Below are 12,650 nucleotides of genomic sequence, written 5' to 3'. Positions count from 1 at the left end.
TCAGGGGGGCAGGGGGTCAGGGGGTCAGGGCCGGCTCGGCGTCCCGGCGGCGCAGGCCCAACCGGGGTTCGAAGACGAGATACAGGCCGCCGACCGCGGTGTCCTGCGAGGTCGGCATCGCGGCCATCGCCTCGCTCTCCCCGGCGAACAGGTGCCCGGACTCGGCCATCCGCCGGGCCACCGCGTCGAGCGCGCTGTCCTTGGTGTCGGCGATGTCCTCGACACCGGTCACCACGTTGAGGAACGACTCGTAGAGGTGGAGCATGCCGCGTTCGCGCCGGGTCAGCTTCTGGGCCTCGAAGAACTGCGACTGGCGGCTGAAGCTCTTGTAGAAGAAGGACACGAGAATCAGCAGCCGTTCGTACGCCTGCCGGTAGGCCTGCTGGTAGAAGCCCAGCGCCTCGTCCTCGGTGAGCTCGCCGCGCAGGACGCTGGAGACACCGGCCCCGGCGAGCAGGCCGCTGAACGTGGCCAGGTGTACGCCGGTCGACAGCAGCGGGTCGAGGAAGCAGGCCGCGTCGCCCGCGAGCACATAGCCGGGCCCGGTGAAGTTCTCGGCGGCGTACGAATAGTCCTGCTCGGCCTTGAAGTCGGCGATCCTCTCGGCCCCGGCCAGCATGTCCTTGATCCGGGAGCTGGACTCGACGGCCTCGGCGAAGACCTCGTCCGTCCCGCCCAGCCGGTTGCGGTGCTCGGTGAACCTGGCCGCGTTGTTGACCAGGCCGACGCTGTGCGTGCCGTCATGCAGCGGGATCGCCCAGAACCAGCCGTCGGGCACCGAGCACACCGCGATCGCCCCTTTGGGCCCCTTGTCCAGCGGCTTGACGCCGCGGAAGTAGGACCAGACCGCGATGTTCTTGAACGCCTCGTTGAACTTACGGTTCTTCAGGTACTTGGTGGCCATGACGCCGTTACGGCCGGAGCAGTCGATCAGGAAGTCGAACGTGATCGTGCCGGTCTCGGCACCGCGCTTCCAGACCGCCGACACCGGGCGTTCCCCGTCGAACCCGATCTCACTGATCCGGGTGCCCTCGTGCACCTCCACCCCGGACTCCCCGGCGTGGTCGAGCAGGATCTTGTCGAACTCCGACCGGACGACCTGGTAGCTGTACGCGTCGCTGCCCTCCAGGTGGTCGAAGTTGAGCTCCCAGTTCTCCGGCCCCCACTCGAAGTACGCCCCGCCCTTGCGGACGAAGCCGTACTCCTCGACCTTCTTCCGTACGCCCAGCAGGTCCAGGACCGGCAGCGCGGACGGGAGGATCGACTCGCCGATGTGGTACCGCGGGAAGGTCGCGGCCTCCAACAGCGTCACCTCGAAGCCCTGCTTGGCCAGGAGGGTCGAAGCGGTCGAGCCCGCCGGGCCGCCGCCGATCACCAGAATCCGGGTGTGCGTACGCATGGGTCTCCTGTTCATTCGCGGGGCCGACCCCCGAACCCCGTGTGGGGGTGTGGTCACGGCTACGGCTGGAAGGGACGTCGGCCCCATACCGACATGAGCGTCTGCGTGCACATGTCGTGTTCGGGGTCGTCGAAGCGCTTGTGCAGAGCCGCGGCCTCGCCCTCGGTGAGCTGCCCGGTCTCGATCAGCCGGGGCAGCAGCCGCTCAAAGGTCTGCCGGAACATCGGTTCGAGTGAGAACGTCTCGCCGCGCAGGGTCAGGACCAGGCCCTCGGCGTCGACCCCGGCCAGCCCGGCCCGGCGCATCACCCCGGGCAGTCGACGGCCGAAGGCGGTGTCGAACCCGACCGAGCGGACGAACGCGGACACCACCTCGATGGCCTTCTCCGCCTCGGCGTTCGGCTCGGCCGGGCCGTAGGAGCCCCAGTCGAAGTCCTCCACGAGCAAGCCGCCACCGGGCACGAGGGTGGCGGCGAGCTTGGCCAGGACCGCTTCCCGCTGCGGCAGGTGGCCCAGGAGGAGCCGGGCGCAGGCGGCGTCGAACCCGCCGCCGGGCAGGTCCTCGGTCACGACGTCCTGACGGACCACCCGGACATTGGGGTAAAGCTGGGCGAGCGGCTCGACGAACCGGGTGTCGATGTCGACAGCGACGACCTCACCGGCCAGCCCCACCACCTCGGCCGCCCAGCGGACGATGCTGCCGCCGCCCGCGCCGGCGACGAGCACCCGGCTGCCGTGGCCGACACCGAGCGCGACCAGGTGCCGCTTGGTGCCGGGATCATAGGCGGCCTCGATGGCGGCCAGTCGCTGCCGTTCACCGTCGTCTGCGTTGGAGAGCATATATCCGGGCGCTGGTTCGGTCTGCAATTCATTTCTCCCTAACCGACGGGGAATGCGGCGCGATGGGGCGACCCTGACATGATGCACAATTAGCAGTCAACAGATAAACGCATAATTGTGCGGGCTCACGATTTGATCTCCCATACGGTGCACCCGCACAACATCCAGGTAAATCTGCAGGTAAACGCCTTGGTCGCGGCGGCCATGCAGAGCTCGACGACTATTGCGAACTATTTTTGGAAGCGAATTCACGAGGCGCTACCCCGTGCCAGCGTCGGAATGCGTGAGTGAAGGCGGCAGGCCCCGCATAGCCGAGTCTGCGGGCCACCCGGGCAGGAGGAAGGCCCGCTTCGAGCAATTCCACTGCAAACACTCTGCGCACCTGATCGTGGAGTTCACGGAACGACGTACCCTCCTCGGCCAGCCGCCGCCGCAGGGTGCGCGTGCCCATCCCGAGCGCCAGCGCGGCCGTAGCCGGCGACGGCGACTCGGCCAGTCGCTGCAGCAGGTAATGCCGGACGCTCTCGCCGACCGACAGCATCGCCCGCCTCCGTTCGAGCTGTTCGCGACAGAGCGAGGCGGCCAGCTGCAGGGCCTGCTCGTTGGCCATCGGCATCGGATGGTCCAGGGCCCCGGAATAGACGACGATCTCGGTCTCCGGCCGGTCGAACAGCAGCGGCGCGTCGATCACCTCCCGGAAGAACGGGGCCTGCGGGCCCTCCGGCGAAGCGATACGGACCTCCTTCAGCCAGCCGTTCGCCGGCATGATGTCCGACAGCAACCGGATCACCGCGCCCACCGAGCGCTGACCGAAGAACGGGCCGATGCGCTCGGGCAGCCACTGCTCGGACACCCCTATCCGGACCAGCCCGTCGGCCTCCCGTATCGTCACGTCACACATCGCGTAGGACAGGTCGAGATACTCGCTGGCGAACTCCAGGGAGTGCCGCGGGGTCGGCGAGCAGAGCATCGCCCAGCCCCACGCGCCATAGATCGTCAGCCGGTAGCGCTGGCCGATCCGGAATCCCAGCGCGGGCACGTCGCCCAGTTCCGCGACGAGGTTGCCGGCCACCGCGAGCTCCTGGAACAGCCTGATCGTGCCGAGCGAGTCGTCCAGCAGCTTGGGCTCGATCCCGGTGCCGGCCAGGCAGCGGCTCCTGGACATCCCGAACTCGGCGGCGACCTGGACCATGATGTGCGCGCTCGCGGTGCCGACCACGGGAAGCCGCAGCCGGACCGGGCCGTCCCCCTGATCTGGACGGTCGGGCATGGAGACGTCCTTAGGAACTGTGGCTCGACAGGCAAGGAGGCGGGTCTGCTCCGAACCCCATCCAACTGGCCAGCACGAGCAAAAGATAGGCCAGCGCCCGCAATTGCTGGCGCCGAGGGCGCTTATATCATTGACGCGTCAGGCACTGGACGAGTTCGGGCCGTCTCGAATTGGAGGATGGTCACACCCCTCCAAGACTGATCTGTACGGTCGACACGATCCCAACGAGGCGCGGGGGCCCTCCAGGCTTTCGCGGTACTGGAGGAAAAATCAGTTGACTGATGAATCATCTGCTGGACCGCAGGCCAGAGCCCGTTCACAGGTCGCGGGTCTGCTGCTCGACCGGGTCGAGACACTCAGCGAACAGGTGGTGGCGGCGCTGCGGGCCAGCGAGCCGGTCTATCTGGACGGCAGTATCTCGCCCCAGGACCCCCCGATGTTCGTCACCCGCTCACTGGAGAACGGGCTCGCCGCACTCGGCGGCGACCGTGCGGAACGCCTCGTCTGGCCGGTGGCGGTCGGCCGGCACCGCGCGCAGCAGGGCGTCCCCGTGGTGTCGGTCCAGCGGGCCTATCATCTCGGCGGGCAGGCGATCGCGGCCGCGACGGCCCAGTGGGCGGAGGAGGACAAGCAGCCACCGGAGGTGGCCGCCGCCCTGGTCAACCGCGTCTGGGACATCGCCTATGAGCACGCGAACACCGCGCTCGACGCGCTCCGGCTGACTCAGGTCGACTTACGCGACCGGCGCACCACCGGTTTTCTGCTCGACGCGCTACTCAACGGGGAGACCGACGGCGAGTTCGTCACGACGGTCGAGCAGGCCTATTCGCTGCCTCCCGGCGGCCGTTACGCGGTGCTCGCCCACCGGCCGACTTCGGACGGGCCACTGCTGCGGCAGGCGGAACTGCCGTCCTGGCTGGGCGAGATCCGGGTGATCTGGCGGATGCATGGGGAGACCGCGCTGGGGGTCGTGGTGCTCGGTGACGAGCCGGTCGAAGCGGTGCGCGAGGCCTTCTGCACCCGGCCCGGCCGGCGGACCGCGATCAGCATCGTGGTCGACCGACTGTCGGAGATCGGCCGGGCCCGGCAACTCGCCGACCTGGCCTGCCGGACACTCGCCGACGGCCAGGGGGTGGTCTCACTCGACGACCGGCTGCCGGCCGGGCTGCTCGGACTGAGCCCGGACCTGGCCGAGCGACTGCGCAACCGGGTGCTCGCTCCGGTGCTCGCCCTCGACAGCGGCAGCCGCAACAGCCTGCTCGACACCCTGGCCGCCTGGCTCGCCGCGGACGGCAACGCGGGCCAGGCGGCCGCCGTGCTCGACTGTCACCGCAACACCGTGCTGCACCGGCTGCGCCGGCTGGAACGGCTCACGAACCGGTCGGTCACCTCACCCAGGGATCTGGTCGAACTGTCCCTGGCCCTGGAGGCGGTCGAGATGATCAGCCAACCCACTCGATGACGGTCGCATCGGCCTGACCACCGCCTCGCACATCACCTGCGGCCGTACCCGGCCGCCGGTGCGCTCCCGCTCGTGCGGCAGTTCGGTGAGCCGGATCGTGCCGGTCGCGCCGAGCGGGTGCCCTGGCGCGATCGCGCTCTCGCCGGGATCGGTCCTCTCCAAGGACGCGCCGGTGTCCACGACCCTGCCGAGGTCGACAGGGTCCACGAACGAACGATCGCACTATTGGTAGCTACTGAACTGAGGTTTCCTTGTTGACTTGTTAGAACGATCGTACGTACAGTTTTTTTCGTGGAAGACCTCCTCACCCTCGGCGGCCTGTTCGTCGGCACCCCCGCACCGCTCGGTCCCGAGCCACTCGAGGTGCTCAGCTCCATCAGGAAGCACCCGGTAGAGAGCGCCGAACTGGCCCTCGGTCATGTCGGCCTGCACGGAGACCGGCAGGCCGACATGGTGGCGCACGGCGGGCCCGACAAGGCGGTCTACATGTACCCGGCGCAGCACTACGCCTTCTGGACCGCCGAGGGCTACGACTTCGTTCCCGGCGGCATCGGCGAGAACGCCACGGTGACCGGGCAGGACGAGCGGACCGTACGGATCGGCGACGTGTGGAGCTGGGGCGACGCCGTCGTCCAGGTGTCCCAGCCGCGCACCCCCTGCTACAAGTTCGCGCTGCGGGCCGGCCGCAAGGAGGCCACCGCCCAGATGATCCGCAGCGGTCTGACCGGGTGGTACCTCCGGGTGCTGCAGACCGGCCAGGTCCCCGTCACCGGAACGCTCCGGCTGCTCGCGCGCGACACGACCGCACCGACGATCCACGAATTGTTCAGCACCAGCTATGCCCGGGAGTATGACGCGGACGCACTGCACCGCATGGTCTCCACGCCGGCCCTGGCCGACCAGTGGCGTGCGGGCGTGCTGAAGAGACTGCATCGAACAGAGGCTGTTCAGGGTGACTCAGGACGGACGTATCGCGCGCGGTGACCAGACACGGCAGCGCATTCTCAACCACGCGATGGCAATCGCCTCCCAGGACGGGCTCGAAGGCCTGTCCATCGGAAGGCTCGCCACCGACCTCGGCGTGAGCAAGAGCGGGCTGTTCGCCCACTTCGGTTCCAAGGAGGAGCTGCAGACCGCGGTCGTCACCGCGGCCTGCGAGGTCTTCGGGCACGAGGTGATCAAGCCCGCGCTGCGCACCGCGCCGGGGCTGCCCCGGCTGATCCTGCTCTGCGAGGGGTGGCTCAACTACTCAGAACGGCGGGTCTTCCCCGGCGGCTGCTTCTTCTACGCCACCGGCGCGGAGTTCGACGCCCGGCCCGGCCGGATCCGCGACCAACTCGCCAGGGTCCGGCGGGATTGGCTCCAGCTGTGCGAGCAGACCGTCGAGGACGCCCAGCGGCTGGGCCAGCTCGACGCCGGCGTCGAACCGGCCCAGCTCGTGTTCGAGCTCGACGCACTCGCCGCCGCCGGGAACTCCGCCGCGCTGCTGCTGGACGACCCGGTCGCCTATGACCGTTCGCGCACCGGAATCCGCTCCCGGCTGCGCGACCTGGCCACCCGGCCCCAAGAGGTTCCCTGAAAGCTCCGCAGAGAGGCTCAGCCCCCCTATGACATCGCAGACCGTCCCCAAGAGCAGCACACCGCGCGAGATCAGACCAGGTCTCGTGCTCGCGCTGTGCTCCGGCGCGACCTTCATGGCCTTCCTCGACCTCGCGGTCGTGAACATCGCCTTTCCCGACATCCTGGCGGACTATCCCAGCACGCCGATGTCCACCCTGACCTGGGTGGCCAGCGCATACGCGATCATGTTCGCGGCTCTGCTCACCCCGGCGGGCAAACTCGCCGACGCGGTCGGCAGGCATGGGGTCTTCCTGTGGGCGTTGGCCGGGTTCACCCTGGCGTCCCTGGCCTGCACGCTCGCGCCCAACCCGGGCCTGCTGATCGCGGGTCGGTTCTTCCAGGGCGCGTTCGCCGCCGGAATGATCCCGAGCGCGCTCGCTCTGGTCATCTCCAGCACCCCCTTCGAGAAGCTCTTCAAAGCGGTCGCGACCTGGACCGCGATCTCCGGCTTCTCCGCGGTGGTAGGGCCGGCCCTGGGCGGTGTCCTGGTGGAGGAGTTCGACTGGCGCGCCGTCTTCCTGATCAACGTTCCGGTCGGCCTGCTGCTCCTGGTCGGCGGTCTCCGGGCGCTGCCCAGGCACGCCCCGCCCGGCGGGCCCTTCCCCGACGTGCTCGGCACCCTGCTGCTCGGCTTGGGCATCGGCGGCGCGGTGGCCGCCCTCACCGAGGGCGACCGCTGGGGCTGGGTCTCCGCACCCACGCTGGGCCTGTTCATAGGCGGGCTGGTCCTGGTCGCGCTCGCCCTGGTCCGGTCCCGCAAGCATCCCTCGCCGGTCATTGAGTCCGCGCTCTGGCAGAGCCGCAGGTTCGCCATCTGCAACATCGCCTACTTCGTCTTCGGCGCACCGATGTTCGCCTGGCTACTGTCGGGGGCCCTGTTCACCACCGGCATCTGGGGCTGGAGCATCCTGGAGAGCGCGGGCGCGCTGTCCATCGGCGCGTTCGCCTCGATGATCACCTCGGTGATCGCCGGGCGCGTCAACGACCAGTCCAAGCACCGCTGGGTCATCGCAGTGGGCGCCACGATGTTCGCCGCCTGTTGCGCCATGATGGCGACCGACCTGTTCGGCGCGACGCCCGACTTCTGGGGCGCCTGGTTCCCCGCCTCACTGCTGGGCGGCGGCGGCCTCGGCCTCGTCGTCACCGGCCTCGGCGTGACCGCGGCGACCAGCCTGCCGCCCATCCAGTTCGCGGCCGGCCTCGGTATGAACATGACCGCCCGCCAGATCGGCGGCGCCCTGGGCATCGCCGTACTGGCCGCGATCATGTCTGCCGACCGGCTTCCCCTGGCCAACTTCCACACGCTCTATCTGGTGTGCGCCATCGCCTCGGTCGCGGCCACCCTCATTATCCTGACCCTCCCCAAGCCGGCCGAGGCCTAGAGAACCACTGCGATGTTGCGCGTTCTGACCCCGGCCCGGTGGAGTCGGGGTCAGAACATGAGACTTTGAGCAGGCTTCAGACGATTTCCGTTTCGAGTACCTCGGGTATGGCCGGGGGACCTTCGTCGAGCACCCTGCGCAGGAGCTCGGCGAGTCTGGTCGGATACACCGTCCCATGTGCCCGGGTCAGTTCCTGGCACGTCCACCAGCGCGCTCCGGCGACACTGCGCCGTTCCAGCTCCGTGAGGCCCGTGGCCCGGGTCTCCGTTTCGTCCGTACGGGCCAGGTAGTACCACTCGTCCTGGTCCCAGCGGCGCCCCGCGAACGGGAAGGAGCACCTGCGCCGCCACAGCACCGGACCGAGTTCGACCTCGGTGATGCCGGTTTCCTCCGCGAGTTCCCGCAGCGCGGCCTCCTCGCGCGTCTCGTCGCCCTCCAAGCCGCCACCGGGGGTGAACCACCAGTCGTCGGCCGGGTCGTCGGGTTCGTGCCCGTGCAGCAGCAGGATCCGGTCCCGTGGATCGAGGAGCACGAGCCGGGACACCTTGCGCAGCCCGCCGGCGTACGGGTCGTCCGCAGCGCCCTCCGCCTCAGCGGGCACCGGCCGGCTCCGCCACGGCGGCACCGCGCCGCTTCTTCGCAGCCCGGTCGGCGATCGACCCGTAGGCGCCGCCGCCCAGGACGAGCACTCCGCCCACCACGATCGCGACGGTGAGCAACCGCAGCGGACCCGGCGTCGACAGGCCTCCCAGCGTCTCGAAGCCCGTCGGACGGGCCAGCATCCCGTTCATGGGCCACACCACGGCGTCGACACGGGCATCCACCGAACTGCGAGGCACCGTGCCGTTGAAGGCCTCCGTGAGGTGGGCCGTGGAGTCCAGGGAGCCGGTGCGCTCGTCGCCGAGGAGGAACAGGCGGCCCTTGGGGACCGTGATCGACGGGATGCCGGTCAGCTCGGCGGCCTGGCCCTTGCGCAGGTAGGACTCCTGGATCTGCTTGCCGTTGACGACGAGCTTGCCGTCCGTGCAGCAGGAGATCTTGTCGCCGCCCACGGCCACGACCCGCTTGACCAGGGCCATGTCGCCCCCCCAGCTCTCCTGCCTGAAGACCACGACGTCACCGCGCTTGACCTCGTCGCCGTCGATCCGCTGGGCGAGCACCCGGTCGCCGGCCACGATGGTGGGCGACATGGAGTCGGTCGGCACGGTGTACGGCCGGTAGAGGATCGCGCCCCAGACGAAACCGCCGAGGAAGAGCACACAACCGAGGGCCACGGCCAGTCCCGACAGCTTGCTGCCGAGCCGTCCGCGGCCCTCGTCCGTACGTGTCGTCGTGCTGCTCATCCCAGTGTTCCCCCAGCTCGGAGAAGCGATCCCCGTGGCCCCTGTGCCACCGGCCGGGCCACGGAAGATCGGCTGTCTGGGACGGCACCCTACCCGGCGGTACCCGCCCCGGGAACACCGGAGTTTCCGACGGTAAGGGGAGCAGCCGTACGACCACCCGCTCGGCGCCTGCGCCACAGCACCAGCGGGACGGCGCCCACGAGGCCCAGCGCGCCCGGAGCGGCGGCGCTCAGGTTCTGGTCGAACGTGTCGGGAATCGGCAGCGTGTCCCAGCGGGTGGGCGGCCAGGCGACGACGATCGCGCGGCCGACGACGTTGTCCACGGGGACGAAGCCCTGGTTCTTGTCCTCCTGGTGGTACCGGGAGTCCAGCGAGTTCTGCCGGTGGTCACCCATGACCCAGATTTTGCCCTTGGGTACCGTGACCTTGAACTGGCCGCCCTGGTCGTCGACGGTGCACGGGGTGTTGCCCGCGTACACGTACGGCTCGTTGAGCGCCTGGCCGTTGACCTTCAGCGGGCCCGTGCCGTTGCACTCGACGGTGTCGCCGCCGACGCCGATGACGCGCTTGATGAGGTCCTTCTCGTTGGCGGACGGCATCAGGCCGATCCAGCCGAGGACCCGCTGCGCGGGGTTCGGTTCGACGGTCGGCTCGCCGGCCAGCCAGTCGGCGGGGTCGTGGAACACGACGACCTCACCGCGCTCGGGCTCGGAGCCGAACCACGGGGTCAACTTGTCGACGAGGACCCGGTCGCCCTGCTCCAGCGTGTGCTGCATGGAGTCCGAGGGGATGGAGAACGCCTGGACCAGGAAGGTCTTGATCAGCAGCGCGAGCACCAGCGCGATGCCGATGAGCAGCGGCAACTCCTTCAAGAAGGAGCGCTGCTTCCTGGGCTGCCGACTGGGCTCGTCGAGGTCCTGAGCCGTGTCGTCCCCGGAGTCCCCGCTGCCCGTCCCGGAGGGCCCTGAGCCGCTCCCGGCGAGCCCTGGGGCCCCGGAGTCACTCTCGGCGGGGACGGCGTCCTCTGCGGCCGGTGGAACCGGTTCCGCGGGGCGCCGTTCCTCGGGACCGTCCTGTCCGGACCGTGCGCCGACCGCCAAATCCCCCACATCCACTCCTCACTCCGAACCACCGCCTGCGCCGGATGCGACGCAGGCCCACCACTCCCATAACGAGCGGGAGTTCCGCAGGGGTCGGGAGCGGGATCGATCCATACCGATCCGCGGAAGCCACCCTATGCGACGAGCCGAGGGCGGTGGCCGACCCACCCGGCACCGAGGAGAACGTGTCCGGCTCCTCCAACTGGGTCCAGTGGCCGAACGGCCAGGCGATGACCATGGCCCGGCCCACGACGGAGCTCTCGGACACGGTGCCGCTGTACGCCTCGGTGCGGTGGTAGCGGGAGTCGGCGGAGTTGGCCCGGTGGTCGCCCATCACGAACAGGCGTCCCTCGGGCACCTTCACCTCGAAGGTGAACGACGACGGCTTGTTGCCGGGGTGGATGTAGGTGGTCTCGTTGAGCGGCATGCCGTTGACGGTCACACGGCCCTCGGAGTCGCAGCACTTGACGGTGTCGCCGCCGACCGCGACGACCCGCTTGATGAGGTCCTTCTCGTTGTCCGAGGGCAGCAGGCCGATGAAGGTGAGCCCCTGCTTGAGCTGCTTGACGACGATGGGGTCCTCGCCCTTCGCGGTGGTCGGCTCGTCGTCGAGCCAGCCGCCGGGGTCCTTGAAGACGACGACGTCACCGCGTTGGGGCTTGGACCCGAACCAGGGGGTGAACTTGTCCACGAGGACGCGGTCGCCGATCTGGATCGTGTTCTCCATCGAGCCCGACGGGATCACGAACGCCTGCACGAGGAACGTCTTCAGGACCAGCGCTATGAGGACCGCGACGCCCACCAGAAGGGGTATCTCCTTGACGGCCGAGCGCCGTCTGCGCCTCTTGACCTTGCGCTGGAGCTTGCGCCGCTCCGCCCGGCCCGGCCTGGCGGCGGCACCCGAGGCACGGCGCGAGCCGGTGGGCAGCAGTTGGTCGGCAACGGTGCTGGGCGCCCCGCGCGGCTTGCCGCGGTTACCCATGGACACCGTCCGCGGCCGGCACACGCGCGTAGGCGCCAGGTCGGTCCAGACGGGTCCAGTGCTCGCTGGGCCAGCCGATCCAGTCGGCGCGGCCGAGCACTCTGCTGACGGGGACCATGCCGCCGCCCGGCGAACCCAGGTGGTCCCTGGAGTCGCTGGAGTCACTGCGGTGGTCTCCCAGGACGAAGAGTCCGCCCTCGGGCACCACGACGTCGAAGGACACCGTGGACGGGCTGTCACCGGGGTAAAGGAACGTCGACTCGTCGACCGACCGGCCGTTCACCTCGATTCTCCCCTCCTTGTCGCAGCAGACCACGTGGTCTCTCCCCACACCCACAACGCGCTTGATGTAGTCGGCGTGCCCGAAGTAGCCGGTTCCGTCGAACACGACGACGTCACCGCGCTGCGGCTCGGCACCGAAACGGTACGCGAACTTATTTACGAGAACGCGGTCCCCGATCCTCAATCCGCGCTCCATCGAGCCGCTGGGAATTTCGAACGGCTGGATGACGAACCTGCTGAAAAGGAGCAGAAAAAGCAGGCAGACGAGCACGCTCAGGGTGATCCGTCCGCCCGGGAGCCACTCGGCCGCCCGGCCCACCAACGCGAAACGCGACCGGTCCTCCGGCCCCTCGGTGTCCGAGATCTCCTCGGATCGAGCAGGGCGGGAGGAGCGGTCGCGCTCCGTCGGCTGTGCTTCGGTGTCCATCGGGGCAGGATGTTATCCGGCCTCGATGTGAGCCTTCTTTATATCGGGCTCGCCGAAAGCTCAGTTGTCGCGCTTCTCCTTGATCTTCGCGGCCTTGCCGCGCAGCTCACGGAGGTAGTACAGCTTGGCGCGACGCACGTCACCACGCGTGACCAGCTCGATCTTCTCGACGATCGGGGTGTGCACCGGGAAGGTGCGCTCCACGCCGACGGAGAACGAGACCTTGCGGACCGTGAAGGTCTCGCGGACACCGGCACCCTGGCGACGGATGACTACGCCCTTGAACTGCTGCACACGGGAGCGGTTGCCCTCGATGACGCGGACGTGGACGTTGACGGTGTCACCCGGGCGGAAGGCCGGGATGTCGCTGCGCAGCGACGCGGAGTCGACGGAGTCGAGCAGGTGAGACATTTCGTCTGCTTTCTTCGCTGATGCCACAGGTCATCAACGGGAGCTTGGTTTTCGAAAGGATGCTGTCCGTGCCGGGGCGGGCGTCGTGTCCCCCCGTGGCAGGGGCGCACGCCGGACGACGCACAACAGCGCC

General features: G+C 69.0%; 14 protein-coding genes. 4 read left to right on the top strand and 10 right to left on the bottom strand.

Annotated features, from left to right (window positions below):
- Positions 1-16: 16 nt before the first annotated feature.
- The 3 genes from OHN74_RS31580 to OHN74_RS31570 all read right to left on the bottom strand — a co-directional run bounded on the left by OHN74_RS31580 (position 17) and on the right by OHN74_RS31570 (position 3,508).
- Positions 17-1,399 (bottom strand): tryptophan 7-halogenase, encoded by a 1,383-nt coding sequence (locus OHN74_RS31580; RefSeq protein ID WP_327697958.1) that lies wholly within the window; start codon positions 1,397-1,399, stop codon positions 17-19.
- A gap of 59 nt (positions 1,400-1,458) precedes the next feature.
- A complete protein-coding gene (locus OHN74_RS31575; protein WP_327697957.1) occupies positions 1,459-2,238 on the bottom strand; it encodes a methyltransferase domain-containing protein in 780 nt (259 codons plus the stop codon).
- Between the two features lie 220 nt (positions 2,239-2,458).
- Positions 2,459-3,508 carry an AraC family transcriptional regulator gene (locus OHN74_RS31570; protein WP_327697956.1) on the bottom strand — a complete coding sequence of 350 codons (1,050 nt, stop codon included), beginning with the start codon at positions 3,506-3,508 and terminating at the stop codon, positions 2,459-2,461.
- Positions 3,509-3,782: 274 nt separating this feature from the next.
- Here OHN74_RS31570 and OHN74_RS31565 point away from each other — a divergent pair, with 274 nt between their 5' ends.
- Positions 3,783-4,970, top strand: a complete 1,188-nt coding sequence (locus OHN74_RS31565) for a PucR family transcriptional regulator (protein ID WP_327697955.1) — start codon at positions 3,783-3,785, stop codon at positions 4,968-4,970.
- On the opposite strand, the gene OHN74_RS31560 is transcribed toward OHN74_RS31565, so the two are convergent.
- Positions 4,899-5,177 carry a hypothetical protein gene (locus OHN74_RS31560; protein ID WP_327697954.1) on the bottom strand — a complete coding sequence of 93 codons (279 nt, stop codon included), beginning with the start codon at positions 5,175-5,177 and terminating at the stop codon, positions 4,899-4,901. The genes OHN74_RS31565 and OHN74_RS31560 overlap by 72 nt on opposite strands.
- An 84-nt stretch (positions 5,178-5,261) precedes the next feature.
- On the opposite strand from OHN74_RS31560, the gene OHN74_RS31555 reads away from it, so the two are divergent.
- Genes OHN74_RS31555 through OHN74_RS31545 form a run of 3 tightly spaced genes read left to right on the top strand, consistent with a single transcriptional unit; the run spans position 5,262 to position 7,972 of the window.
- Positions 5,262-5,954: an MOSC domain-containing protein gene (locus OHN74_RS31555; protein WP_327697953.1), complete on the top strand. Its 693-nt coding sequence runs from the start codon at positions 5,262-5,264 to the stop codon at positions 5,952-5,954.
- Positions 5,923-6,549, top strand: coding sequence for a TetR/AcrR family transcriptional regulator (locus tag OHN74_RS31550; protein ID WP_327697952.1), 627 nt, complete (start codon positions 5,923-5,925; stop codon positions 6,547-6,549). Before OHN74_RS31555 ends, OHN74_RS31550 begins: the two co-directional genes overlap by 32 nt.
- A 28-nt stretch (positions 6,550-6,577) precedes the next feature.
- Positions 6,578-7,972: an MFS transporter gene (locus OHN74_RS31545; RefSeq protein WP_327697951.1), complete on the top strand. Its 1,395-nt coding sequence runs from the start codon at positions 6,578-6,580 to the stop codon at positions 7,970-7,972.
- 76 nt (positions 7,973-8,048) lie between these two features.
- On the opposite strand, the gene OHN74_RS31540 is transcribed toward OHN74_RS31545, so the two are convergent.
- The 6 genes from OHN74_RS31540 to rplS form a co-directional block, all read right to left on the bottom strand.
- Positions 8,049-8,573 carry an NUDIX hydrolase gene (locus tag OHN74_RS31540; RefSeq protein ID WP_327697950.1) on the bottom strand — a complete coding sequence of 175 codons (525 nt, stop codon included), beginning with the start codon at positions 8,571-8,573 and terminating at the stop codon, positions 8,049-8,051.
- Positions 8,563-9,315, bottom strand: coding sequence for a signal peptidase I (lepB, locus tag OHN74_RS31535; RefSeq protein ID WP_327697949.1), 753 nt, complete (start codon positions 9,313-9,315; stop codon positions 8,563-8,565). The genes OHN74_RS31540 and lepB (OHN74_RS31535) overlap by 11 nt, the downstream gene beginning before the upstream one ends.
- Positions 9,316-9,404: 89 nt before the next feature.
- The gene (gene lepB / locus OHN74_RS31530) at positions 9,405-10,424 is read right to left on the bottom strand and encodes a signal peptidase I (RefSeq protein ID WP_327697948.1); all 1,020 of its coding nucleotides are present in this window, start codon (positions 10,422-10,424) and stop codon (positions 9,405-9,407) included.
- Positions 10,315-11,397 carry a signal peptidase I gene (gene lepB, locus OHN74_RS31525; protein WP_327697947.1) on the bottom strand — a complete coding sequence of 361 codons (1,083 nt, stop codon included), beginning with the start codon at positions 11,395-11,397 and terminating at the stop codon, positions 10,315-10,317. Before lepB (OHN74_RS31525) ends, lepB (OHN74_RS31530) begins: the two co-directional genes overlap by 110 nt.
- Positions 11,390-12,106, bottom strand: coding sequence for a signal peptidase I (gene lepB / locus OHN74_RS31520; RefSeq protein WP_327697946.1), 717 nt, complete (start codon positions 12,104-12,106; stop codon positions 11,390-11,392). The genes lepB (OHN74_RS31525) and lepB (OHN74_RS31520) overlap by 8 nt, the downstream gene beginning before the upstream one ends.
- Before the next feature lie 60 nt (positions 12,107-12,166).
- On the bottom strand, positions 12,167-12,517 hold the full coding sequence (gene rplS, locus OHN74_RS31515) for a 50S ribosomal protein L19 (RefSeq protein WP_013000407.1): 351 nt from the start codon (positions 12,515-12,517) through the stop codon (positions 12,167-12,169).
- Positions 12,518-12,650 lie beyond the last annotated feature (133 nt).

The sequence above is a fragment of the Streptomyces sp. NBC_00459 genome (assembly GCF_036013955.1).
GTDB lineage: Bacteria > Actinomycetota > Actinomycetes > Streptomycetales > Streptomycetaceae > Streptomyces.
This window is presented reverse-complemented; position numbering and strand designations above follow the sequence as displayed.

Excerpts from the sequence above, each read along its gene's own strand:
- lepB (WP_327697947.1), bottom strand. The coding sequence starts at position 11,397 with ATGGGTAACCGCGGCAAGCCGCGCGGGGCGCCCAGCACCGTTGCCGAC.
- OHN74_RS31545 (WP_327697951.1), top strand. The coding sequence starts at position 6,578 with ATGACATCGCAGACCGTCCCCAAGAGCAGCACACCGCGCGAGATCAGA.
- lepB (WP_327697949.1), bottom strand. The coding sequence starts at position 9,315 with ATGAGCAGCACGACGACACGTACGGACGAGGGCCGCGGACGGCTCGGC.
- OHN74_RS31575 (WP_327697957.1), bottom strand. The coding sequence starts at position 2,238 with ATGCTCTCCAACGCAGACGACGGTGAACGGCAGCGACTGGCCGCCATC.
- OHN74_RS31580 (WP_327697958.1), bottom strand. The coding sequence starts at position 1,399 with ATGCGTACGCACACCCGGATTCTGGTGATCGGCGGCGGCCCGGCGGGC.
- lepB (WP_327697946.1), bottom strand. The coding sequence starts at position 12,106 with ATGGACACCGAAGCACAGCCGACGGAGCGCGACCGCTCCTCCCGCCCT.
- rplS (WP_013000407.1), bottom strand. The coding sequence starts at position 12,517 with ATGTCTCACCTGCTCGACTCCGTCGACTCCGCGTCGCTGCGCAGCGAC.
- OHN74_RS31570 (WP_327697956.1), bottom strand. The coding sequence starts at position 3,508 with ATGCCCGACCGTCCAGATCAGGGGGACGGCCCGGTCCGGCTGCGGCTT.